At 70.0% G+C, this 23,131-nt stretch carries 19 protein-coding genes; 13 read left to right on the top strand and 6 right to left on the bottom strand.

Annotated features, from left to right (window positions below):
• Window positions 1-114 precede the first annotated feature (114 nt).
• The 4 genes from EV671_RS06450 to EV671_RS06435 all read left to right on the top strand — a co-directional run bounded on the left by EV671_RS06450 (window position 115) and on the right by EV671_RS06435 (window position 4,213).
• Window positions 115-2,073 carry a sensor histidine kinase gene (locus tag EV671_RS06450; RefSeq protein WP_132570471.1) on the top strand — a complete coding sequence of 653 codons (1,959 nt, stop codon included), beginning with the start codon at window positions 115-117 and terminating at the stop codon, window positions 2,071-2,073.
• A gap of 38 nt (window positions 2,074-2,111) precedes the next feature.
• The gene (gene lpxC / locus EV671_RS06445) at window positions 2,112-3,047 is read left to right on the top strand and encodes a UDP-3-O-acyl-N-acetylglucosamine deacetylase (RefSeq protein ID WP_132570470.1); all 936 of its coding nucleotides are present in this window, start codon (window positions 2,112-2,114) and stop codon (window positions 3,045-3,047) included.
• The gene (locus tag EV671_RS06440) at window positions 3,041-3,226 is read left to right on the top strand and encodes a hypothetical protein (RefSeq protein ID WP_132570469.1); all 186 of its coding nucleotides are present in this window, start codon (window positions 3,041-3,043) and stop codon (window positions 3,224-3,226) included. The genes lpxC and EV671_RS06440 overlap by 7 nt, the downstream gene beginning before the upstream one ends.
• A gap of 366 nt (window positions 3,227-3,592) precedes the next feature.
• Window positions 3,593-4,213 (top strand): hypothetical protein, encoded by a 621-nt coding sequence (locus EV671_RS06435; protein WP_132570468.1) that lies wholly within the window; start codon window positions 3,593-3,595, stop codon window positions 4,211-4,213.
• 195 nt (window positions 4,214-4,408) lie between these two features.
• Here EV671_RS06435 and EV671_RS06430 read toward each other — a convergent pair whose 3' ends face one another.
• Window positions 4,409-5,896 (bottom strand): carboxypeptidase M32, encoded by a 1,488-nt coding sequence (locus tag EV671_RS06430; RefSeq protein ID WP_132570533.1) that lies wholly within the window; start codon window positions 5,894-5,896, stop codon window positions 4,409-4,411.
• Window positions 5,893-6,399, bottom strand: a complete 507-nt coding sequence (locus EV671_RS06425) for a YqaA family protein (protein WP_132570467.1) — start codon at window positions 6,397-6,399, stop codon at window positions 5,893-5,895. The genes EV671_RS06430 and EV671_RS06425 overlap by 4 nt, the downstream gene beginning before the upstream one ends.
• A gap of 70 nt (window positions 6,400-6,469) precedes the next feature.
• Between EV671_RS06425 and dusB the strand changes: the two genes are divergently transcribed.
• From dusB to EV671_RS06400, 5 genes are all read left to right on the top strand, one after another.
• The gene (dusB, locus tag EV671_RS06420) at window positions 6,470-7,519 is read left to right on the top strand and encodes a tRNA dihydrouridine synthase DusB (RefSeq protein WP_243655602.1); all 1,050 of its coding nucleotides are present in this window, start codon (window positions 6,470-6,472) and stop codon (window positions 7,517-7,519) included.
• Window positions 7,520-7,695: 176 nt separating this feature from the next.
• Window positions 7,696-7,947 carry a helix-turn-helix domain-containing protein gene (locus EV671_RS06415; RefSeq protein ID WP_132570465.1) on the top strand — a complete coding sequence of 84 codons (252 nt, stop codon included), beginning with the start codon at window positions 7,696-7,698 and terminating at the stop codon, window positions 7,945-7,947.
• A 61-nt stretch (window positions 7,948-8,008) separates the two neighbouring features.
• Window positions 8,009-9,586, top strand: a complete 1,578-nt coding sequence (purH, locus tag EV671_RS06410) for a bifunctional phosphoribosylaminoimidazolecarboxamide formyltransferase/IMP cyclohydrolase (RefSeq protein ID WP_132570464.1) — start codon at window positions 8,009-8,011, stop codon at window positions 9,584-9,586.
• Between the two features lie 114 nt (window positions 9,587-9,700).
• Window positions 9,701-11,119, top strand: coding sequence for a coniferyl aldehyde dehydrogenase (locus EV671_RS06405; RefSeq protein WP_132570463.1), 1,419 nt, complete (start codon window positions 9,701-9,703; stop codon window positions 11,117-11,119).
• Window positions 11,120-11,127: 8 nt separating this feature from the next.
• A complete protein-coding gene (locus EV671_RS06400) occupies window positions 11,128-12,735 on the top strand; it encodes a GMC family oxidoreductase (RefSeq protein ID WP_132570462.1) in 1,608 nt (535 codons plus the stop codon).
• Between the two features lie 26 nt (window positions 12,736-12,761).
• On the opposite strand, the gene EV671_RS06395 is transcribed toward EV671_RS06400, so the two are convergent.
• The 4 genes from EV671_RS06395 to EV671_RS06380 form a co-directional block, all read right to left on the bottom strand.
• Window positions 12,762-14,789, bottom strand: coding sequence for a glucosidase family protein (locus tag EV671_RS06395; RefSeq protein ID WP_132570532.1), 2,028 nt, complete (start codon window positions 14,787-14,789; stop codon window positions 12,762-12,764).
• A 2-nt stretch (window positions 14,790-14,791) separates the two neighbouring features.
• Window positions 14,792-15,991: a glycoside hydrolase family 27 protein gene (locus tag EV671_RS06390; RefSeq protein ID WP_207911100.1), complete on the bottom strand. Its 1,200-nt coding sequence runs from the start codon at window positions 15,989-15,991 to the stop codon at window positions 14,792-14,794.
• Window positions 15,992-16,080: 89 nt separating this feature from the next.
• Window positions 16,081-16,752: a PEP-CTERM sorting domain-containing protein gene (locus tag EV671_RS06385; protein ID WP_132570461.1), complete on the bottom strand. Its 672-nt coding sequence runs from the start codon at window positions 16,750-16,752 to the stop codon at window positions 16,081-16,083.
• 52 nt (window positions 16,753-16,804) lie between these two features.
• Window positions 16,805-19,666 (bottom strand): M9 family metallopeptidase, encoded by a 2,862-nt coding sequence (locus EV671_RS06380; RefSeq protein ID WP_132570460.1) that lies wholly within the window; start codon window positions 19,664-19,666, stop codon window positions 16,805-16,807.
• Window positions 19,667-19,990: 324 nt separating this feature from the next.
• Here EV671_RS06380 and EV671_RS06375 point away from each other — a divergent pair, with 324 nt between their 5' ends.
• Genes EV671_RS06375 through ruvC form a run of 4 tightly spaced genes read left to right on the top strand, consistent with a single transcriptional unit; the run spans window position 19,991 to window position 23,104 of the window.
• A complete protein-coding gene (locus EV671_RS06375) occupies window positions 19,991-20,863 on the top strand; it encodes a tetratricopeptide repeat protein (RefSeq protein WP_132570459.1) in 873 nt (290 codons plus the stop codon).
• A gap of 44 nt (window positions 20,864-20,907) precedes the next feature.
• Window positions 20,908-21,558 carry a lysophospholipid acyltransferase family protein gene (locus tag EV671_RS06370; RefSeq protein ID WP_132570458.1) on the top strand — a complete coding sequence of 217 codons (651 nt, stop codon included), beginning with the start codon at window positions 20,908-20,910 and terminating at the stop codon, window positions 21,556-21,558.
• Window positions 21,558-22,559 (top strand): phosphatidate cytidylyltransferase, encoded by a 1,002-nt coding sequence (locus tag EV671_RS06365; protein ID WP_132570457.1) that lies wholly within the window; start codon window positions 21,558-21,560, stop codon window positions 22,557-22,559. Before EV671_RS06370 ends, EV671_RS06365 begins: the two co-directional genes overlap by 1 nt.
• Window positions 22,556-23,104 (top strand): crossover junction endodeoxyribonuclease RuvC, encoded by a 549-nt coding sequence (ruvC, locus tag EV671_RS06360; protein WP_132570456.1) that lies wholly within the window; start codon window positions 22,556-22,558, stop codon window positions 23,102-23,104. Before EV671_RS06365 ends, ruvC begins: the two co-directional genes overlap by 4 nt.
• Window positions 23,105-23,131: the final 27 nt, after the last annotated feature.

The raw sequence follows: 23,131 nt of genomic DNA, 5'->3' as shown, positions 1-23,131 counted from the left end.
AAAGGGCGCTCCGTGACGACGGGGCGCCCTTTGTCTTTGCGCGCCTTCCCGGCAGGGAGCTGCCAACCCCTGTGGCATGCTGGCGCCCCATGTCTATGCCCACCACAAGCCGGGATGCCTGAGCTGCGTGCCCTGCTGCGCAACGGGCTGCTGCTGTTGCTGCTCGCGTGTGCGGCCGGCCTGCAGGCCCAGCGCCTGCCCCAGCCGAGCTCCGGCGTTGCCGTCGATGACGCTGCGCCTACCGAACTCGCGACCAGCGCCTGGACGCGTGCCCAGCTCGAGGCCTGGTGGGCCGCGCTGCGTCATCAGGCGGTGGCCGGCGGCGATCGGCTGGCGCTGCCGCCCGAGCTGCTGCCGCCCGCGGACGGCGCGGCCTGGCGGCAGATCGCCATGCCCGACGTGCAGGCCCGTCCCGGCGCCGCCATGGTCAGCGATGCGCGCGGCTACGAGATGCGCTGGTACCGGCTGCGCATCCCACCTGGTGGCGACGAGCCCCTGGCCCTCTACATGCCGCGCCTGGTCACGCTGTCGGCCGCGGTGCTGGCGCGCCGCGGGCCGGGCTGGCAGATGCTGCTGGACAACCAGCCGGCCGAGCGCGAGCAATGGGTCCAGCCGCTGTGGCTGCCCCTGCCCGGCGCGGGCGAGAGCGGGCTGGACCTGGTCGTCGCGCTGCCGGTGCCTGTGGGTAGCTATCACGCCGCGTCGCGCATCTGGGTGGGGCCGCGCGACGCGCTCGAGAAGCGCTGGCTGTGGCGGGTGCGTGCCCAGACCGGCCTGCCCCAGGCCGTCAGCCTGACGCTGGCCGTGCTCGGCCTGTTCGCGCTGACACTGTGGCTGCGCCGGCCGGCCGAGCCCATCTACGGCCTGTTCGCGCTGGGCGCCGCGGCCTGGATGGTGCGCAACCTGCACTACTACGTCAGCCTGCCGGTGTCGCCCTGGGGGCAGGACTGGTTCTGGTGGGCCACGCATGCCTCCATGGCCTGGGTCATGCTCACCGCGCTGCTGTTCGCGCTGCGCTTCGCGAGCCACCGCCTGCGCTGGCTGGAGCGGCTGCTGCTCGGCAGCGTGCTTGTCGTCAGCCTGTTCAGCGTGCCGCTGTGGCTGCGCCAGCTCGACATGGTGGTGCTGCAGTATCTGGTGACGGCCGTGGTTGCCGCCGTCGGCACGGCCTGGGTCTGCTGGTTGGCCTGGCGCGAGCGCCGCCCTGAGCTGCGCATCATGGCGCTGGCCCTGGTCAGCGGCGTCGTGCTCGGCGCGCACGACCTGGCCGTGCTGGCCGGCTGGGCCTGGCCCGAGCACTTCTTCCTGATGCCCTTCGCGACGCTGATCGTCATGATCAGCTTCCTGTACGCGGTGCAGCGCCGCTATGTCGGCGCGGTCGAGCAGTTCCAGGCCGAGAACAGCCAGCTGCAGGAGGACCTGGACGAGCAGGTCTCCGTGCTGCAGGCGCAGAACGCCCAGCTGCGCGAGGTCGAGCGCCAACAGGCCCTGCTGCTGGAGCGCCAGCGCATCATGGCCGACATGCATGACGGCCTGGGCTCCTCGCTGCTTTCGGCCCTGGTCGCGATGGAGCAGGGCAGCATGTCGCACGAGCAATGTGTCGAGGTGCTGCGCGAATGCGTGGACGACCTGCGCCTGGTCATCGACTCGCTGGAGCCGGTCGGCCATGACCTCGTCTCGCTGCTGGCGACGATGCGCTACCGCCTGGGCAAGCGCCTGCAGGTCGGCGGCCTGAAGCTGGAATGGGACGTCCAGGACCTGCCGCCGCTGGACTGGCTGGAGCCGCCCGATGCGCTGCATGTGCTGCGCCTGATGCAGGAGGCGCTGAACAATGTCGTCAAGCACGCCCACGCCAGCCGTGTGCGCATGGTGACGCGCCATCATGGCAGCTATGTCGAGATCCGCGTCGAGGACGGCGGCGCCGGCTTCGAGCTGCAGAACGTGCAGCACGGCCGCGGCCTGAAGAGCCAGATCAAGCGCGCCCAGCACCTGGGCGGCAAGCTGCGCATCGATTCCACGCCCGGCCTGGGCACGCGGCTGTCGCTGCGATTGCCGGTGGAGCGCAAGGCCTGACGCCAACAGGCCCGCGCCTGATCCGGGACAATCCGGGCATGCTCAAGCAACGCACCCTGAAGTCCATCACGCGGGCCGTCGGCGTCGGCATCCACAGCGGCCAGAAGGTCGAGCTGGCGCTGCGTCCGGCGCCGCCGGACACCGGCATCGTCTTCCGCCGCGTGGATCTCTGCCCGCCGGTGGACATCCCGGTCGGCGTCATGTCGGTCAGCGACACCCGCATGGCCACCACCATCAGCCCCGATGGCGACCCGGGCGGCCCCAAGGTGCAGACCATCGAGCACCTGCTGTCCGCCTGCGCTGGCCTGGGGCTGGACAACCTCGTCATCGACATCAATGCCGACGAGGTGCCGGTGCTGGATGGCTCGGCCGCCGCCTTCGTCTTCCTGCTGCAGTCGGCTGGCATCGTCCTGCAGGACGCGCCCAAGCGCTTCCTGAAGGTGAACAAGCCCGTCGAGGTGCGTCAGGGCGAGGGCAAGAAGCTGATGTGGGCAAGGCTGGAGCCCCACCACGGCTACACGCTGAGCTTCGAGATCGAATTCGACAACCCGGCCGTGGCCGCGACCGGCAGCCGCTTCGTCTTCGACATGGGCTCGGGCAAGTACAAGAAGGAGATCGCCCGCGCGCGCACCTTCGGCATGACGGCCGACATCGACCTGATGCGCTCGCGCGGCCTGACGCTCGGTGGCTCGATGGACAACGCCATCGTCGTCGACGACTACAAGGTGCTGAACGCCGACGGTCTGCGCTACGACGACGAGTTCGTGAAGCACAAGATCCTCGACGCCATCGGCGACATGCAGGTCGCCGGCATGCCGCTGATGGCTGCCTACACCTCCTTCAAGGGCGGCCACGCGCTGAACAACAAGCTGCTGCGTGCGCTGCTGGCCGACGAGTCGGCCTACGAGATCGTCCGCTTCGAGGACGAGCGCCAGGCGCCGAAGGGGTTCGCGGAGCTGGCGCCGGCATGGTGATCGCCCGCCTCCTCGTCGGCCTGCTGCTGTTCTCCGCCATCGTCTGCTTCGCGTTCTCCATCGCCACAGGCCAGGCGCGCTGGCGGCGGCGCGGCGTCGTCATCGTCAAGTGGACGCTGGTGGCCGGCCTGGCCTTCTTTGGCGCGTTGATCCTGGAACGGCTGGCGCTGTTGCTGTGACGCCTGTCACATCCGCCCGTCAGGCCCCTCGGCTTGCGGGGATGGCAGCGCGGGGCGGCATGCCCAGAATCTGTTCACGGTCGCCGCATCGAGTGGCGGCGGCCGAGCCCGAGAGCACAAGACCCGGGCGCCACGCGCGGAGATGGCCGGGGGGCCGGGGAAGCGCAGTGGGTTGGATTGATAGATCGTTCGATGGGCCGCTCCCGACGGAGCGGCCCCTTTTTTGCCCCTGCCGCCCGCCTGACGGAAAGCTGTCGGGCGCGTTACGTCTTCTCACCGATCGGTGTCGGCGGCAGTCGGCCCGCCGCCGTGCCTGGCGTTGTTTGCCCAGGCCAGCCGTCGCTGACCGCTGAAAGGAACCTCCAAATGAAGACCTCCCTGATCGCCGCCGCTGTTTCCGCCACCCTCGCCCTGCTGACCGGCGCCGCGATGGCCCAGACGCCCGCGGCCCCCGCCGCTCCCGTCACCGCGCAGACCACCGTGCAGCGCGACGTGAACCAGCAGCAGCGCATCGAGAACGGCCTGCAGAGCGGCAAGATCACGACGCGTGAAGCCGGCCAGCTCGAGCGCGACGAGGCCAAGGTCGACAGGCTGCAGGCCAAGGACATGAAGGACGGCAAGCTCAGCCCGGCCGAGCGCCGCCAGCTGCGCGCCGCCCAGAACAAGGCCAGCCGCGACATCAAGACGGCCGAGACCAATGGCGTCAATGGCAACCCGCTGTCGGCCTCCAGCCAGCGCATGCAGGCCGACGTGCAGCGCAATGTGAACCAGGAGAAGCGCGTCGAGAACGGCCTGCAGAGCGGCGCCCTGACCAAGCGCGAGGCCGCCGGCCTGGAGCGCGGCCAAGCGCATGTGGACGGCGCCGAGGCCCATGCGGCGGCCGACGGAAACGTCGGTGCGGGCGAACAGAAGCGCCTGCAGCATGCCGAGAACCGCCAGAGCGCGCGCATCCATCACGCCAAGACCAACGCCAAGACCGCCGGCTGATCTGATGGCCAATGATTGAATCACGCCGAGGGGCTTCACTCCTCGGCGTCTTCGATCGGGGGGCCGAGCGCCGGGCCGCCCCAAGCCGGCCCGTGGGCGATGTGCTTGCTGGTCAATCCAGCAAGCATCGCCGTCCCCCCGGGGGACCGACCAAGATTGCCCGCGTTCAGCGGCGCAGTATTGGGCGAGGGGCTGTCAACCCAGATAGCGCCCGCGCAGATGGGCCTCGAAATGGGTCGGGTTCAGCGCCTCGCCGCTGGCGCGCCTGACCAGCTCCGGCGTCTCGTAGCGGCTGGCGGCCTGCCAGACGTTGGCGCGCAGCCAGTCGAACACGCCGCCGAGCTCGCCGCCGGCGATCTGCGCGTCGAGCTGCGGCTGCTGCGCGCGCATCGCCGCGAACCACTGCGCGGCATACATCGCGCCCAGCGTGTAGCAGGGGAAGTAGCCGAACAGGCCGGCGGCCCAGTGCACGTCCTGCATGGGGCCGTCCTTGAAGTTGCCGCGCGTGTCCAGGTCCAGCAGCCCGGCCATCTTCGCGTCCCACAGCGCCGGGATGTCGTCGACCTCGGCCTCGCCCTCGATCAGCGCGCGCTCGATGTCGAAGCGCAGCAGGATGTGGGCGGGGTAGGTCACCTCGTCGGCATCGACGCGGATGTAGCCGCGCTGCACGCGCGTCAGCAGCTTGTGCAGGTTGCCGGGCTCGAAGGCGGGCTGGCTGCCGAAATGCTTGACCAGCAGCGGTGCCAGCAGGCCGGCGAAGGCGGGATGGCTGCCCAGCTGCATCTCGAAGCTCAGGCTCTGGCTCTCGTGGATGCCCATGGAGCGCGCGCGGGCGATGGGTTGGCCGAGCAGCTCGCGTGGCAGGTTCTGCTCGTAGCGGCCGTGGCCGGTCTCGTGGATGGTGCCCATCAACGCGGGCAGGAAGTCGTCCTCGCGGTAGCGCGTCGTCATGCGCACGTCCTCGGGCACGCCGCCGCAGAAGGGGTGGGTGCTTTCGTCGAGGCGGCCGGCGGCGAAGTCGAAGCCCATCAGCTTCATCGCGTCCAGGCCGAGGGCCTTCTGCGCGGCGGTGGGGAAGGGGCCGACGGGCTGGATGACGGTCTCGCGCGACTGCTTCGCGACGACGTCGCGGATCAGCCCCGGCAGCCATTGCCGCAGCGGCGCGAACACGCGCTCGACCTCCGCACTGCGCATGCCCGGCTCGTAGACGTCCAGCAGCGCGTCGTACTTCGACAGGCCCGTGCTCTGCGACAGGCACTCGGCCTCCTGGCGGGAAATCTTCAACACCTCGCGCAGATTGGGCGCGAAGCCCGCCCAGTCGTTGGCCGGGCGCTGCATGCGCCAGGCATGCTCGCAGCGGTTGTTGGCCAGGCTCTTGGCCTCCACCAGGGCCTGCGGCAGTGCGTTGGCGGTGCGCCAGGCACGTCGTATCTCGCGCAGATTGGCGCGCTGGCCGTCGTCCAGCGGTTCGGCGGCGGCCGCGTCGAGCAGGCCGGCGAGGGCCGGGTCGGTGGCGAGCTGGTGCAGCAGGCCGTCCATCTCGGCCAGCGCGAGGCTGCGCGCCTCGTTGCCCTTGGCCGGCATGTTGGCGGCCTGGTCCCACTGCGCGATGGCCTGCAGATGGCCGAGATGGTGCAGGCGCTGCTGGCGCGTGCTCAGGTCTTGGTAGGCGGGTGTGTTCATTGCATCCATGACAACCAGGTTTCGGGGACCAGCCACATCAGTGCGGCGGTGAAACAGATGAAGCGCAGGCCCTTGCCCAGCGCCATCCAGCCCACGCAGGGCCAGAAGGGCAGCCTGAGCCAGCCGGCCACGGCACAGAGCGGGTCGCCCACGATGGGCAGCCAGCTCAGCACGCAGGCCTTGGCGCCGAAGCGCTTCAGCCAGGCCAGCGCTCGCGGGTTGGGCGGCTCGCGGTGCTGGACCGCTTCGACGGCCCTCTCGGCGCCATAGCCGACCCACCAGCTCGTGACGCCGCCCAGGGTGTTGCCTAGGGTGGCGACCGCGATGACGACCCAGAACATGCCCGGGTCGGCCTTGACGACGAGAAAGACAGCCGGCTCGGAGCCTAGCGGCAGCAGCGTCGCCGAGACGAAAGTGATGATGAAGACCGCCACCAGCCCCACCTGAGGCAGGGCCAGGGTGGCGAGCAGATCGTGGATGAGTTGACCGAGCCAGGCTTCCATGCCGGCATTGTGGGCCGGGGCCGCAAGTGCGGCTGGCTACAATCTCGCCTCTTTTTTAAGCAGACCCCTCGTGCAACTCGGCCCCCACTCCCTCCCCAACCGGCTCTTCGTGGCGCCGATGGCCGGGGTGACGGACAGGCCCTTCCGCCAGCTCTGCCGGCGCCTGGGCGCGGGCTATGCGGTCAGCGAGATGGTCACGTCGCGCAAGGAGCTGTGGGGCAGCCTGAAGACCTCGCGCCGTGCCGACCACGCGGGCGAGCCGGGCCCCATCGCCGTGCAGATCGCCGGCACCGACGCCGCCATGATGGCCGAGGCCGCGACCTACAACATCGACCGCGGTGCCCAGATCATCGACATCAACATGGGCTGCCCGGCCAAGAAGGTCTGCAACAAATGGGCGGGCTCGGCGCTGATGCGCAACGAGGCGCTGGCGCTGGAGATCGTCGAGGCCGTCGTCGCCGTGTGCGAGCCGCGCGGCGTGCCCGTCACGCTGAAGATGCGCACTGGCTGGAGCGCAGACGAGCGCAACGCGCTGCGCCTGGCGCGCGTCTTCGAGGCGGCCGGCATCGCGATGCTGACCATCCACGGCCGCACGCGCGAGCAGGGCTACAAGGGCCTGGCCGAGTACGACACCATCGCCGCCGTGAAGGCCGTGCTGCGCATTCCCGTCGTCGCCAACGGCGACATCGCCTCGCCCGAAAAGGCCCGCGACGTGCTCGCCTACACGCAGGCCGACGCGCTGATGATCGGCCGCGCGGCGCAAGGCCGGCCCTGGATCTTCCGCGAGGTGGCGCATTTCCTGGCGACGGGCGAGCACCTGGCCGCACCTACCGTGGCCGAGGCCCGCGACCTGCTCACCGAGCATCTGCACGACCACTACGGCCTGTACGGCGAGCGCAGTGGCGTGCGCAGCGCGCGTAAGCACATCGGCTGGGCCGTGCGCGGCCTGCCCGGCGGTGAGGATTTCCGCCAGCACATGAACACCCTGGAGCGCTGCGAAGAGCAGGTGCAGGCGCTCCGCGACTGGTTCGACGACCTCGGCCAGACCCACGACCGGTTGCCGCCCACCGCGGCCGCCAACGACGAAGACGCACAGGCCGACGAAGCCTGCGCCGCCTAATGAGAAGCTGTGAACGAAGCCCACACGCCCGCTCATCCCGCCGCCATGGCGCCACTCTGCGTTGCAAATGCTCGCCGTAGCCCCAGCTACGGCTGCGCTTTGCGCCTTGATTGGCACCATGGCGGCGGTCTGCTCGGCCGCGCGGGCTCCGTTCGCAGCTTCTGAAAGCTCCTGTCATGAGTGCCCAGAAGAACACCAACCCGCCCAACCCCATCGACGCCTGCGTGCGCGACAACCTCGAAGCCTTCTTCCGCGACCTCGACGGCCAGGAGCCGCACTCGATGCACGAGATGCTGGTCAAGCTCGTCGAGAAGCCGCTGTTCGAGATCGTCATGCGCGAGGCCGGCGGCAACCAGAGCAAGGCCGCGCAATGGCTGGGCATGAACCGCAACACGCTGCGCCGCAAGCTGACCGATCACAATCTTTAACCCCTTGTGGGTTGGACCTTCGAGCGCAGCGAGAAGCTCCGACCCCAACTGACTAAGCACCATGGCACTCACTGCACTCCTCTCCGTCTCCGACAAGACCGGCATCGTCGACTTCGCCAAGGGCCTGCACGCCCTCGGCGCCAAGCTGCTGTCCACCGGCGGCACCGCCAAGCTGCTGGCCGAGGCCGGCCTGCCGGTCACCGAGGTGGCCGAGCACACCGGCTTCCCCGAGATGATGGACGGCCGCGTGAAGACGCTGCACCCCAAGATCCACGGTGGCCTGCTGGCGCGCGGCGACCTGCCCGAGCATGTGGCCGCGATGGAGAAGCACGGCATCACGCGCATCGACATCCTGGCGGTCAACCTCTACCCCTTCGAGGCGACGGTGGCCAAGCCCGGCTGCACGCTGGAAGACGCCATCGAGAACATCGACATCGGCGGTCCGGCCATGGTGCGCAGCGCGGCCAAGAACTGGGGCGACGTGACGGTGCTGACCGACGCCGCCCAGTACGCCGGCGTGCTCGATGAACTGAAGGCCCACGGCAAGACCACCGACAAGACCCGCTTCGCCTGCAGCGTGGCCGCCTTCAACCGCATCGCCCAGTACGACGCGGCCATCAGCAACTACCTGTCCTCGTTGCAGGAAGACGGCAGCAAGGCCGAGTACCCGGCACAGATGAACGCCACCTTCGTCAAGGTGCAGGATCTGCGCTACGGCGAGAACTCGCACCAGACCGCGGCGCTGTATCGCGACCTGTTCCCCGCGCCCGGCTCGCTGGTCACGGGCAAGCAGCTGCAGGGCAAGGAACTCAGCTACAACAACATCGCCGACGCCGATGCGGCCTGGGAATGCGTGAAGGCGTTCGACACGCCGGCCTGTGTCATCGTCAAGCATGCCAATCCCTGCGGCGTGGCCGTCGCGGCCAACGCGGCCGAGGCCTATGCCAAGGCCTTCAAGACCGACCCGACCAGTGCCTTCGGCGGCATCATCGCCTTCAACCGCGAGGTGGACGGCGCGGCGGCCCAGCTGGTCAGCAAGCAGTTCGTCGAGGTGCTGATGGCGCCCGGCTTCAGCGCCGAGGCGCTGGAAGTGTTCAAGAGCAAGGCCAATGTGCGCCTGCTGCAGATCGCGTTGCCGCAGGGGGGGGCGACGCCGTGGCTGCAGGGCCGCAACGCCGGCGACAGCAAGCGCGTCGGCTCCGGCCTGCTGCTGCAGACGGCCGACAACCACTTCCTGAAGCGCGAGGACCTCAAGGTCGTCACGGCGCTGCAGCCCTCGGCCCAGCAGCTCGACGACCTGATGTTCGCCTGGACCGTGGCCCAGTATGTGAAGAGCAATGCCATCGTCTTCTGCGGCGGCGGCATGACGCTGGGCGTGGGCGCCGGCCAGATGAGCCGGCTGGACTCGGCCCGCATCGCGTCCATCAAGGCCCAGCATGCCGGCCTGAGCCTGGCAGGCTCGGCCGTGGCCAGCGACGCCTTCTTCCCGTTCCGCGACGGCCTGGACGTGCTGGCCGACGCCGGCGCCACATGCGTCATCCAGCCGGGCGGCTCGATGCGTGACGACGAAGTCATCGCGGCGGCGAACGAGCGCGGCATTGCCATGGTCCTCACCGGCGTGCGGCACTTCCGCCATTAACGACTGTCACCTGCGCGACTAGACGCGTTCCTCTAGTCCAGGGCCGCCCCCGATGGTGGCGGCCCGGCTTGCGGTTAGCCTCGATGCAAGAGATCGAGAACCGGAGACAAGCCCATGGACAACGCGCTACAGGAGCGCCTGCAGCTCGCGCTGGCGGCACAGCGCCGCGCCTTCGAGGCCGAGCGCATGCCGAGCTACGCGGTGCGCCGCGACCGCCTGCAGCGGCTGCTGGCCATGACGCGCCAGCATGGCGACGCGCTGGTCGTCGCGATGGCTCAGGACTTCGGCCACCGCGCCCGCCAGGAGTCGCTGCTGGCCGACCTCTTCACCGTCGAGGCCGGTGCTCGCCATGCGCTGAAGCGCCTGCGCCGCTGGATGCAGCCGCGGCGCGTCGAGACGCCGCTGCACTTCCTGCCCGGCCGCAATGTGCTGATGCGCCAGCCGCTGGGCGTCGTCGGCATCGTGTCGCCCTGGAACTACCCCTACTACCTCGCCATGGCGCCCGCCGTCGCCGCGCTGGCGGCCGGCAACCGCGTGCTGATCAAGCCTTCCGAGTTGACGCCGGCCACGTCGGAGCTGATGGCGCGAATCGTCGCCGAGCACTTCGCGCCCGAGGAGATGCAGGTCATCACCGGCGATGCCGAGGTCGGCAAGGCCTTCGTCGGCCTGCCCTTCGACCATCTCTTCTTCACCGGCTCCACGGCCGTCGGCCGTCATGTGGCCCAGGCCGCCGCGAAGAACCTGACGCCCGTCACGCTGGAGCTGGGTGGTAAGTCGCCCGCCGTCGTCGACCGCAGTGCGGACCTGACGCTGACCGCCTCGCGCCTGGCCTTCGGCAAGCTCTTCAACGCCGGCCAGACCTGCGTCGCGCCCGACTACCTGCTGGTGCCGCGCGAGATGTTGGAGCCGCTCGCGCAGCGCCTCCTGGCAGAGATGCGCCGCATGTACCCGCGCATCGCCGGCAATGCCGACTACACCAGCATCGTCACGCCACGCCACCTTGCGCGGCTGCAAGGCCTCATCGACGACGCGGCCACCCGCGGCGCGCGCGTGCTGCGCACGCACGACGAGCAGCCTGATCCGGGCCAGGACCGTCGCCTCGTGCCGGCCTTGCTGCTGGACGTGCCACCCGAAGCCGCCGTCATGCGGGAAGAGATCTTCGGCCCGCTGCTGCCCATCGTCGCCTACGACCGCGTGGACGAGGCGCTGGCCCACATCAACCGTGGCGACCGCCCGCTGGCGCTGTACTGGTTCGGCCAGGACACCGCCGCGAGCGACCGCGTCATGCGCGAGACCCATGCGGGCGGCGTGACCGTCAACGACTGCCTGTGGCATCTGGGCCAGGAGGAGCAGCCCTTCGGCGGCGTGGGCGCCAGCGGCATGGGGTCCTACCACGGCGAATGGGGCTTTCGAACCTTCAGCAAGGAGAAGCCGCTGTTCATCCAGTCGCGCTTCGCCGGCACGAAGCTGTTCCAGCCGCCCTATGGCGCCACGTTCGAGCGCCTGCTCGCGCTGCTCAAGCGCATCAGCTGAGGTTTCCCATGCAAGACACGCAAGGCTTCGACGAGAGCCATGACGTCATCGTCATAGGCGGCGGCTCCTCCGGCTCGGCGCTGGCCGGGCGCCTGAGCGAGGATCCCGACACCCGCGTGCTGGTGCTGGAGGCCGGCGCCGACGTCAACAACTGGCTTGGCAATGTGCCCACCGGCGCCGTGCTGATGGTGCCCAGCAAGCTGCACAACTACGCCTTCGAGACCGTGCCCCAGCCGGGCCTGGGCGGGCGGCGCGGCTATGTGCCGCGCGGCAAGATGCTGGGCGGCTCGTCGGGCATCAATGCGATGGTCTACATCCGCGGCCAGCGCGAGGACTACGACCACTGGGCCGCGCTCGGCAACCCGGGTTGGGCCTGGGACGACGTGCTGCCCTATTTCATCAAGAGCGAGTGCAACGACAGCTTCGGCGCGCCGCTGCACGGCAGCACGGGCCCGCTGAAGGTCAGCCAGTTGCGCAGCGACAACCCGCTGCAGCAGGTTTGGCTCGCCGCCGGCCGCGAGGCCGGGCACGCGATCAACGCCGACTTCAACGGCGACACGCAGGAAGGCATCGGCATCTACCAGGTCACCCAGGATCGCGGCGAGCGCTGCAGCGCCGCGCGCGCCTACCTGCGCCCGCACCTGGCGCGGCCCAATCTGCGCGTGACGGTGCAGGCCCAGGTGCAGCGCATTCTGTTCGACGGCCGCCGCGCGGTGGGCGTGGAGGCCAAGGTCGGCGGCGTGCTGCGCCGCCTGCAGGCGCGGCGCGAGGTCGTGCTGGCGGCCGGCGCCATCCAGTCGCCCCAGCTGCTGATGCTGTCCGGCGTGGGCGACGCGGCCCAGCTGCAGGCGCAGGGCATCGCCGTGCTGCATCACCTGCCCGGCGTGGGCGCCAATCTGCAGGACCATCCCGATTTCGTCTTCGGCCTGCGCAGCAGCAGCCTCGACACCTTCGGCCTGTCGCTGCGCGGCGGCCTGGCGTTCTGGCAGGCGCTGCGCCGCTACCGCGCCGAGCGCCGCGGCATGCTGACCAGCAACTTCGCCGAGGGCGGCGGCTTCCTGCGCAGCAGCGCCGCGCAGGCGCGGCCCGACCTGCAGCTGCACTTCGTCGTCGCGGCCGTCGAGGACCATGCCCGCCAGCTGACCTGGGGCCATGGCATGTCCTGCCATGTCTGCCTGCTGCGCCCGCGCAGCCGCGGCACGCTGAAGCTGGCCAGCCCTGATGCCGGCGCGGCGCCGTTGATCGACCCGGCCTTCTTCCAGCATCCCGACGACCTGGCGGAGATGGTGGCGGGCTTCAAGCTGACGCGCGCGCTGCTGAACCAGCCCGCGTTGCGCGCCTACTGGAGCCGCGAGCTGTGGAGCACCGAGACGCGCAGCGATGCCGACATCGAGGCCCTGCTGCGCCGGCGCGTCGACACCATCTACCACCCGGTGGGCAGCTGCAGGATGGGCGCCGATGCGATGGCCGTCGTGGACGCCGAGTTGCGCGTGCACGGCCTGCAGGGCCTGCGCGTGGTGGACGCCTCCATCATGCCCACGCTGATCAGCGGCAACACCAATGCGCCGGCCATGATGATCGGCGAGAAGGCCGCGCAGATGATGCGTTGGGCCTGAGGGCAGGCAACGGCAGGCCCGCCCCGTCACTCGGGCAGCGTGACGCCGAGGGCGTCCCTGCCGTCCCAATGCCGGCTCAGGATGCGCTGCCCGCGCAGGAAGACCTCGACCTGCTGCCCGCTGCCGGAGCGCCGGGTCAGGATGTCGAGGCCCTGCTCGCGCTCTTCGCCATCCGCATGGCTGAGGCCGAAGGCGCGGATGTTCCGGAGCGCCATGTGCTGCCATGCGGCCGGCAGGCGCGGCGCGAGGCGGAAGCTGCGCAGGCCGGTCGGCTGCAGGCCGAACAGGCCTTCGGTCACCACGCGTGCATACAGCGCGCTCTCGGCCGACAGATGGCGCTGGTTGCCTTCGGGCCAGGCCTCGATGGCATAGGGCACATGCTCGCCCAGCAGGCGGCGCTTCGAGTAGTAGACGAAGTAGGGGAAGACCCGCTCCAGTTCGCCGGCCTGCATCAGCCCGCGGAAGGCGTACAGCGTCGCGCGGTCCCAGAAGGTGGTGTCGCCGGCCTCGCTGAGCACGCCGTTCTCCGACCAGAGCTGCGGCGACAGCAGCGCGGCCACCGTGCCCGGCCGGCGCTCGTCGATGCCGAAGCACAGCGGCAGCGCGATCCAGGCCCGCAGCCTGTCGTTGCCGGCGTAGTAGCGGTAGGTGTCGAAGCCGCCGACCTGCGCGGCGAAGTAGCGGTCGATGGCGGCGCGCAGGCGGGCGGCCTCCTGCTGCCAATGCCTGCCGATGTCCTCGGGCTGGCCGAGCGCTGCGCTGAGCATGGCCGCGCCCGTCAGGCCGCCGAAGGCCAGCACATTGGTGCTGAGATTTGCCTTGCCGGCCGGGAAGCGGCCCTCGAGTTCGTCGCTGTCGGAGGCGATGACTCCGTCCGGCGTGCGCTTGTCCAGCGAAAACTTCAGGCACCAGTCGATCAGCGGCATCAGCTGGCCGGCACGCCGCGCATCGCCCAGCGCCAGCGCGAAGTGGCTGGCGCCATAGGCGATCATGGCGCAGTCGCCCCGGTCCCCGGCACCGTTCCAGTAGCTGCGGCCTTCGGCGATGACGGAGGAGGGCAGGGGCCGGCCCTGCGGGTTCATGTAGCTGGCGAACAGCCGGTAGCTGTTCATCGCGGCGGCGATGCCGGCGGCGTCGCCGAGGTAGGGGAAGAAGGGGTTGGCGTATTCCGCCTCGTCGTTCGCCCAGATCGCCGCGTAGTAGCGGGTGCCGCCGGGGCTGTGCAGCAATCCGCCGCGCGTCGCGAAGATGCTTTCCGCGGCGCGGATCTTGGCGAAGCCGAACATCAGGTCCAGCGCCTTGTCGGGCGTCTCCAGCACCAGCCGGCGGTTCCAGCCCTGCAGCTTCTGCCGGCGCTTGCGCAGTTCCTCCGTTGGATCGACGAACACCATCTCGTTGGCCAGCCGCGCGCTGTAGACCACGTCCTGCGTGATGCGCGCGCCGGGCGCCAGCGAGCCGGCCCCGCCTTCCGACGCCGCCTGGATCTCGTAGGCGCCGTGCGTGCCGGCGCCGGCGGCCGTCGTCTCGCGCTGGTCCTGCGGCGCGAAGCGATAGGCCACCGCCCGCGTGCCGGTGTTGACCAGGGCCAGCCTCTCGATCAGTGCCGGCTCGTCGGGCGAGGGCGACAGCAGGCGCTCCAGCACCAGGCCGCCGCCGATGTCCGACACCAGGCGCAGCTGGCCGTCGAAGCGCACCTGCGTCAGCACCTCATGCTCGGCGGGAAGGCCATCGATGCTCAGCGCCGGGCTCGCGCGCCGGTCGAAGTCGCGCATCAGGCTGGCGTGGGTGTCGTCCGGCAGGGTGCGCAGCATCGGCCAGACGACGGTGCGCTTCAGTGTCAGCTGCCCCTGCGCATCGCGGCCGTAGGCGATGACGGCCGACACCTGCCGGCCGCTCATCTCCAGCTGGTCGGCGTGGGCGTCACTGGCCTGCCAGACGATGGCATTGCCGTCGGCCTGCCAGCGCGGCGCCAGCGCAGGGACGCCGCTTGCCGCCACGGCGGGCTGCAGCCCCGCCAGGCACAGCAGCACGCCGAGCAGCGCCCCCGGCTTCATGATCACAGCGCCAGCCTGAGCATGACGACGCCGTGCGGCGCCACGTCGGCGCTGTAGCTGCCCGTGGCCGCCGGCAGATCGTGGTGCTGCCAGAGGTCGCGCACCCGTAGGCGCAGCGCGCGGGGCAGGTTCAGCGTCTCCCAGTCCACCGAGATCGGCTGCGCCTTCTCGCTGCGGTTGAGCAGCACCACGGCGCGGCCCCCGCCTTCCAGCGGCCGCGCCCAGACCTCCAGATCGCCCTGCTTCTGCGCGCGGCTGGCCTGGATGCCGAGCCGGTCCTGGTCGATGGCGATGACCTCGCGGTTGGTCAGGATGTCCCGGGCCTGCGGCGTCATCGCGGCCAGGTCGTTGCCCGCCATCAGCGGCGCGGCCAGCATGGCCCAGAGGCTGAAATGCGAGCGATATTCCTCGTCGCTCATCTTGCCGTTGCCGACCTCCAGCATGTCGGGGTCGTTCCAGTGGCCGGGGCCGGCATAGGCCTCCAGGCCCACCTGGCGGTCGAGGATGTCCATCACGCCGTGCTCGAAGTCGTGGATGCCCTCCCAGTGGTCGTAGATGTCGTCCGTGGTGCGCCACAGGTTGCCGATGGCCTTGCCCCACAGCCAGGGCTTGTTCACGCCCCACTCGCAGATGCTCAGCACGATGGGGCGGCCGGTGGCGCGCAGCGCGTCGCTGATGGTCTCGTAGGAGGACTTGGCGTTCTGCTCGTAGGTGGAGCACCAGTCGTATTTCAGATAGTCGACACCCCAGGACGCATAGGTGCGGGCATCGGCATATTCATGCCCCCGGCTGCCGGGCCGCTTGGCGCAGGTCAGCTTGCCGGCGTCGGAATAGATGCCGAACTTCAGGCCGTGGGCGTGGATGTAGTCGCCCAGCGCCCTCATGCCCGAGGGGAAGCGCTGCGGGTCGGCCAGGATGGTGCCGTCTTCCGCGCGGGCGGTTTGCCAGCAGTCGTCGATGACGATGTATTCATAGCCGGCGTCCTTCATGCCGGACTCGACCATCGCGTCCACGGCCTGGCGGATCAGCTTCTCGTCGATGTGGCAGCCGAACCGGTTCCAGGTGTTCCAGCCCATAGGCGGCGTCAGCGCCAGCCCGTTCTCGGTGCGGGGCGGCTGCGGGGGCGCGGCCTCCGACCAGGCGCAAAACGGAATGAACAAGGTCAGCAGGCAGAGCAGGCTGCGGGCCAGGAAGGCAGGCATCGGGATTTCTCCGTTGGCGGGTTGGGCTTGGTTTGGAAACTCCCCGGCGGGCGGCGCTGGCGTGATTGCCGAGCCGGGGCGGCTTGATGTCAGCGCAGCGGCTTGCGGTGGCGTTGCGCCAGCGCGAGGCCACCGAGGCCGGCCAGCACCAGCAGCTGCGCCGCGGGCTCGGGCACGCTGCCGCCCGTCGTCGGCCCGGCCGGCGCGTCGCCCGCGGCATAGCCGAGGCTGAAGCTCTGCACCGTCGGGAAGACCGTGAGGTTGCTGTCGTAGACGCTGACCTGCAGCGACTGCAGCACCGTGTCGCTCAGCCAGCCGAAGAAGCCGCTGCTGCTGGCGAGGTCCAGCACTTGCTGATGGCTGCCGTTCGCATCGCTGAAGTCCAGATTCAGCCGCGCGCCGGTCCAGGCGTCGCCGGTGTAGGTGGTGGCGAGCCACTGGCCCCCCAGGGCGCGCAGGTCGGATGCGAAGCCGCCGAACTCCAGCGTGGCGTCGGGGCGGTTGGTGGAGAGGCCGGTGCCGGTGGCGTAGAGCTCGTTCTCCAGTCCGTCCTGCGCGCTGACCTGGTAGCCCGGGCGCTGCAGGCTGCCGTCGATGACGGTGCCGGCGGCGAGATCGCCGTAGGTGTCGGTCTTGAGGCCGCCGGTGGCCGCCAGGAAGGCGGCCTCGGAGTTGAAGAAGGTGATGCCGGCCTGCGCGCCGGTGGCGCCCAACAGGGCGGCCAGCGCGGCGAGGCAGGCCACGGAGGAAGAAAGTTTCATGGGAGTGTCCTGGCTGGAGGCGCGGCGCCGTGCGCCGCGCCGTTGAAGGGTGTCAGTTGGCCGATGCCGCGATGGACAGGCCGCTGAACGGGCTGGCCGCATTGACCATCACATAGACATAGCTGCCCGGCTGCAGGCCCGTGAGCGTGCAGCTCTCGGTGTTGCCGCTGCCGGTGGAGCTGCAGCCGAAGCTGCTGGTCGAGGGCCAGGCATTGGCCTGCACGTAGAGGTCGGCATTGCCGCTTCCCAGACCCGTGCGCACGGTGATGGCGGTCTTGCCCGCAGGCACGGGAACGCTGAACCACAGCGGCGCGCCGCTGCTGGCCTGGGCCTTGCGCACGCAGGCGGTGCTGGCGTTCAGCGCCGGCGCATACGGGTCGGTGCAGGCCGGGGCGGCGGTCCAGTCCGCCGCAGCGGCGATGGGCAGGTTGCTGAACATGCCGCGCAGCGTGGCCGACACGAAGCCGGCGCGCGGCACGGCGGTCACATAGGTCCAGCCCGTGGTGCCGGTGGGCACGGTGACGCTCACGTCCTGCCCGGTGCTGCTGGCCGTGCCGACATAGGACGAGGGGCCGGCCCAGCCGTCGGCCTGGGCGTAGAGGTCGACCGCGCCGTTGACCTGGCTCAGCTTGAAGATCACCTGGCCCCAGCTGCTCGACGGGATCGCGAACTGCAGCTGGCCGCCGGGCGTGAGCGTGCGTGCGCAGCCGTTGGCCAACTGGTTGGTATAGCCGAGGTTGCAGTTGCCGATGGCCGAGGCGGGCACCAGCGGCAGCGTGCCGGCGCGCAGGCTGGCGCAGGTGGACGAGGTGGTGTCGCCGCCGGCCACGCACTGGTTCAGCCAGTTGCCGAAGTCGGCGTCCAGCGTGCTGCCGATGGCCGAGATCTGCGCGCTGTAGCCCGTGTAGTTGCCCACCCGCATCATCGGCACGAAGGCATGGTCCTGGGCGGGCTGGCGTTCCAGCATGTAGCGCACGGCCAGGTAGCCCCAGTTGTAGACGCGCGGCTGGCCGCTGTCGTAGGTGTTGCCCGTCACGTCGCTGAGGGCCAGCGGCGCGGTCTGGGCGCGCGAGGTGGCATCGGGGTAGTAGGCGCGGCGGTAGCTGTAGGACACGTATTCGGCCAGGCCCTCGATCCACCACACCGACGGGTTCGCGATGCCGTTGGTGTTCGGGTAGAGCGGGTAGTCGCTGAACTTGCCCCACATGTCGTAGCGCGCGTCGAGGTAGTGCGTGAACTCGTGGTTCAGGTTCCAGATCTCGAAGCTGGCCAGCCAGTCGGCGCGGAAGGCCAGGAAGCGGGCCTGGTTGCCTGGCGCGGCGGGGTCGCCTTCCAGGAAGATGCCGCCGTTGTTCGTGCCGTTGCCGAACAGGTAGCCCGAGAAGCGCGAGTACTGGCCGTAGTTGTCGAACACCACCAGCTCCAGCGTGGTGTTGTTGTCGTTGGCGACGGGGTGGGCGGCGTCGGTGCCCATCAGGCCGAAGAAGTACTGGGCTTCGTTGGTGACGCTGGTGCAGGTGTCGGCCAGCTGCTGCGCCGTCATCGCCTGTGCGCGGATCGTGTACTGCGTGCCGCAGGCATAGCGGATCGGCAGCTTGAGCTGCGCGACCTGCGCATAGCCGTTGCAGGTGCCGTAGGCATTGCAGTTGGCGGCGTCGTACTGGTCGACGACGGCGGCGGCGCGCATCCAGGCGTCGATGGTGTTGTCAGACGAGATCGGGAAATTGGGCATCTGGCCGACGCCCAGCGCGCGCACCTGGCTGCCGATGGCCGGGTACTGCACGAAGCGGATCAGCTCGCCCATCGCGTTGGACAGGTGGTAGCTGTTGCCGCCGCCGATCAGGCCCAGGTTGCGCGTCAGGAAGGCGTTCAGGCTCTGCGCATAGCTCGGGTCGTTCTGCACGGCGGCGCGGTAGTCGGCCTGGAAGTTGCCGTTGAACAGCACGTTCATCGCGCCCATGATGGTTTCGCCGGTCCAGTAGCCGATGCCGACGGTGGCCGGGTCGGTCTGGTCCAGCCAGCGCCTGGCGGACGGCGCGAAGGCGGCGGCAAAGCCCGACGGCGTGGTCTTGAAGACCTCGCTGGCGAAGTAGGCGTTGCTCTCGGTCTTGTTGTAGAAGTTGGGCGAGACGGTCAGCTGAACCAGGGCGCCGCGCGCGGCGTTCATCATCGCGCGGCTGCCCGCCGGGATGCCGTTGGCCGCGTCGCCCTGGGTGGACATGAAGTTCCAGTACCCGGCGGTGCGCAGGAAGGACAGCAGGTTCATCGCGTGGTTGCTGTCGTCGCCGGGGTAGTTCAGCGCGCGGGCCTTCAGCTCGTTGGACACCGTGATGATGTTGGCGTCGCTGAACACCGTGCGGTACTGCGCCACGGAGCCGGTGTAGAGGCTGTACATGCAGCCGCGCAGGTCGGCCGCGTCGATGAAGCCGATGAGGTTCTGGCCGTTCCTGCCGACGAAGTCCTGCCCCGTGCAGGCGACGGGCGCGGCGTTGGTGGCGGCCAGCAGGCGCGTGCTGCCGGCCGCCTGGATCTTCACGGCGGCCTTGATGGCGGCGGCCCTGGCGGGCGGCAGCGTCGTCGTCGGCGCCGCGCTGGTGGGCTCGCCGATGCGCTGGCGGTTGGGCAGGCTGTCGTCCTGGCGGCGCAGCGGCAGCTGCGAGGGGTGCACGGCCTGCCTGGCCACGTGGGCGCCGTTGTGCGGGGCGCCGGGCCGCGTGGCGGCCTGGGTCTGGCGTAGCAGCTCGGCGCGGGCCGCCTGCGCGGCGGCCGTGTGCGTGCTGGCGGGCGAGGGGTGATCCTCGGCCGGGGCGGCATGGGCGGCGGCGCAGCCCAGGGCCAGTGTGGCGGCGGCGGGTAGCCACCGCAGGCGGCGGCGCTGGCGGGTGGCCAGGGCCGCTGAAGATTGGGTTAGCAAGGCTTGTCTCCTCGTCGGGTTTTGTGACCGCTCGGTCAAGGTGCCGAGTCGCGCCATCGTCGGATTCGCACCGGGCGCGGGATAGCGCCGTTCCAACCGGGGCTGCGCGGAAGCTCGCACAAACCCTTGAACAGGGGGAAGGCGCGCAATGCAGCGGCCCGCCCGGCATCGGCAGGCTGGACGCCGTCGGCGCCGCGAGGTGAGAACATGCGCCACTTGTCCAAGTAAGCCCTTGAAACCGTGACGGTCGCCGTCAGATCAGGGGCGCAAACTGCCGTCTGCCCGCGCGCGCCGCGCGCGGCTCATGGTTTGAGGAGAGTTGTGATGAAGTTCCCCCGATTGCTGCTGCTGTGCTTGGGCCTGCTGGCCGCGCTGTGGCTGGGCACGGCCCAGGCCCTGCCGAGCGTCGACGAGGTGCAGGCCGCCGCCCAGCGCGGCGACTACCCCGGTGCCGAGAAGATGATGCGCGAGGTGGTTGCGGCCAAGCCCGACAGCGCCCGCGCCCACTATGTGCTCGCCGAGATCCTGGCCCACGAGCGCCAGTTCAACGAGGCGGCCGAGCACACCCACCGCGCCCGCGCGCTGGACCCGGCCATCAAGTTCGCCGATCCGGCCAAGTTCAGCGCCTTCGAGCAGCTGCTGCAGCGTGAACAGGCCGGTGCCGCGAAGGCGACAACCTCGCCGGCCGTCATCAGCGCGCCGCCGCCGATGCGGGCCGCGCCGGTCGAGCGCAGCGGCGGCGTGCCGGTCTGGCTGCTCATCGTCGGCGCCGTCGTCTTCATCTGGCTGGTGACGCGCTGGATGCGCAACCGCACGGCCGTGCAGAGCCAGCCCGCGATGGCCGGCGCCGGCTACACCACGGGCGGTTATGGCCCGAGCTACGGCCCTGGCTATGGCCCGGCGCCGGCCCCGGGCGGCTCCGGCATGCTGGGCGTCGGCCTGGCCGCGGCGGGCGGCGTGGCGGCCGGCATGCTGGCCGAGAAGATGCTGCACGAAGGCCATGACGAGCGCAGCATCCCGCGCGACACCGGCGGCGGCAGCGGCCTGATGCCCGGCAGCTTCGACAACGGCGGCGGCAACGGCGCCGCGGACGAACTGGCCTCGCGCGACGTCGATTTCGGCAGCGGCGACGGCTGGGGCGGCGGCGATGCTGGCGGCGGCAGCGACTTCAGCGGCGGTGGCGGCGGCGACTGGTAAGTCCTGACCGGGAGCCCTGGGCCGGGCCGCGATAATCCCGGCCCATGACGCTAGCCGCCTTCACCGGCCAGTTGCTCGCCTTCATCGCCCGGTTGATCACCGGCGCGCAGGGCCACTGGAAGGGCTGCCCGCCTCTTGCCGAGCAGCGCATTTACATCGCCAATCACCAGAGCCATTTCGATCTCGTCCTGATCTGGGCCGCCTTCCCGCATGAGCTGCGCGCCCAGACGCGGGCCATCGCCGCGCGCGACTACTGGACCAGGAGCGCCCTCAGGCGCTGGCTGACGACCGAGGTCTTCAACGCCATCTACGTCAGCCGCACGCGCGCCAACCCCGACGAAGACCCGCTCGAGCCCCTCGTCGAGGCACTCGCCAACGGCGACTCCCTGGTCATCTTCCCGGAGGGCACGCGCTCCAGCAAGGGCAACCCCCAGCCCTTCAAGAGCGGCATCTTCCACCTGGCCGAGCAGTTCCCGCACGTCAAGCTGGTCCCGACCTGGATCGACAACGTGCAGCGCGTCATGCCCAAGGGCGAGGTCGTGCCCGTGCCCATCCTGTGCACGGTCACCTTCGGAGCGCCCATCCAGCTGCGCGAGGGCGAGAGCAAGTCCGATTTCCTGTGCCGCGCCCGCGAGGCGGTCATGGAGCAGCGGCCCGATCCGCACGCGGTCGGCCACGAGGCGGAGCCGGACTGATGGTCTCCTGGCTCAAGCAACTGACCACCAGCGAGCAGGTGGCCCTGCTCTTCGTCGTGCTGTTCGGCTTCCTGACGCTGCTGACGGTGGGGCTGTTCCTGAACTCGCTGCGCGAGCGCGCGGACGAGGATGCGCGCCTGGCCTCGCAGCTGACCTGGGAGCGCGTGCGCCGTGACCTGCGCGCCGCCTGGATCGGCGGCTGCATGTTCTGGGTCGCCTGGATCTCCGGGCCGCTCGGCGCGACGCTGCTGTTCGCGCTGTTCTCCTTCCTGGCGCTGCGCGAGTTCATCACGCTGATGCACACGCAGCGCAGCGACCACCGCACCCTGATCGTCGCCTTCTTCGTGCTGCTGCCGGTGCAGTACATGATCTGCGGCACGCGCTTCTTCGACCTGTTCACGGTCTTCCTGCCGGTCTACGGCTTCCTCGTGCTGCCCATCGTCAGCGCGCTGGCCGACGACCCGCGCAACTACCTCGAGCGCAATGCCAAGATCCAGTGGGGCGTGATGGTCTGCGTCTACGGCCTGTCGCATGCGCCGGCTCTGCTGCTGCTGGACTTCCCCGGCTACACCGGCCGCGGCGCCTTCCTGCTGTTCTTCCTCGTGATGGTCGTGGCGGCCTCGCAGATCGCGCAGGAGATCGCGACGCGCACGCTGCGCCGCCGCCCGGTCGCGCGCCACATCAGCCGCAGCTTCTCGATGCGGGCCTGGTGGATAGGCACGCTGACCGGATCGCTGGCCGGCCTGCTGCTGTTCTGGATCACGCCCTTCAAGGCCGGCCAGGCCCTGGCCATGGCCTTCCTGACCGCCGCGGCGGCCGGCTTCGGCGGCCTCGTCATGAAGGCGCTGAAGAAGGACGCCGGCGTGTTGTACTGGGGCAACCGCAGCTCCATCACCGGCGCCGTCGGCCTGCTGGACCGCATCGCCATGCTGTGCTTTGCGGCGCCGGTGCTCTTTCATTCGGTGCGCTGGTACTTCCAGTTGCCGCTGGGGCACCGATGAGAATTCTCGGCATTGATCCCGGCTTGCAGACGACCGGTTTTGGCGTCATCGACGCCGACGGCCCGCGCCTCGCCTATGTCGCCAGCGGCACCATCAAGACCAGCAGCGTCGCCACCGGCGACCTGCCGGCGCGGCTGAAGATCCTGTTCGACGGCATCCGCGAGGTCACGGCGCGCTACCAGCCGCAATGCGCGGCGGTGGAGATCGTCTTCGTCAACGTGAACCCGCAGTCCACGCTGCTGCTGGGCCAGGCGCGCGGCGCCGCGCTGACGGCGCTGGTGTCCGCGGACCTGGCCGTCAGCGAGTACACGGCCCTGCAGATGAAGAAGGCCATCGTCGGCCATGGCCACGCGAAGAAGGAACAGATCCAGGCCATGGTGCAGCGCCTGCTGAACCTGCCCGGCGTGCCGGGGAAGGACGCGGCGGACGCGCTGGGCCTGGCCATCATGCATGCGCATGCGCGCGTCAGCTTCGAGGCCATGAGCCGCAGCACGACGCTCTCTCGCCGCCAGCACGCCCAGTTCAAGGGCGGGCGGACCTACTGAGCGCGTCCTCCCGGTGTTTCCCCTTGA

This window comes from Roseateles saccharophilus (genome assembly GCF_004342485.1).
GTDB lineage: Bacteria > Pseudomonadota > Gammaproteobacteria > Burkholderiales > Burkholderiaceae_C > Pelomonas > Pelomonas saccharophila.
Note: the sequence above shows the minus strand (reverse complement) of the source record. Positions and strands in the feature narration are given on the sequence as shown.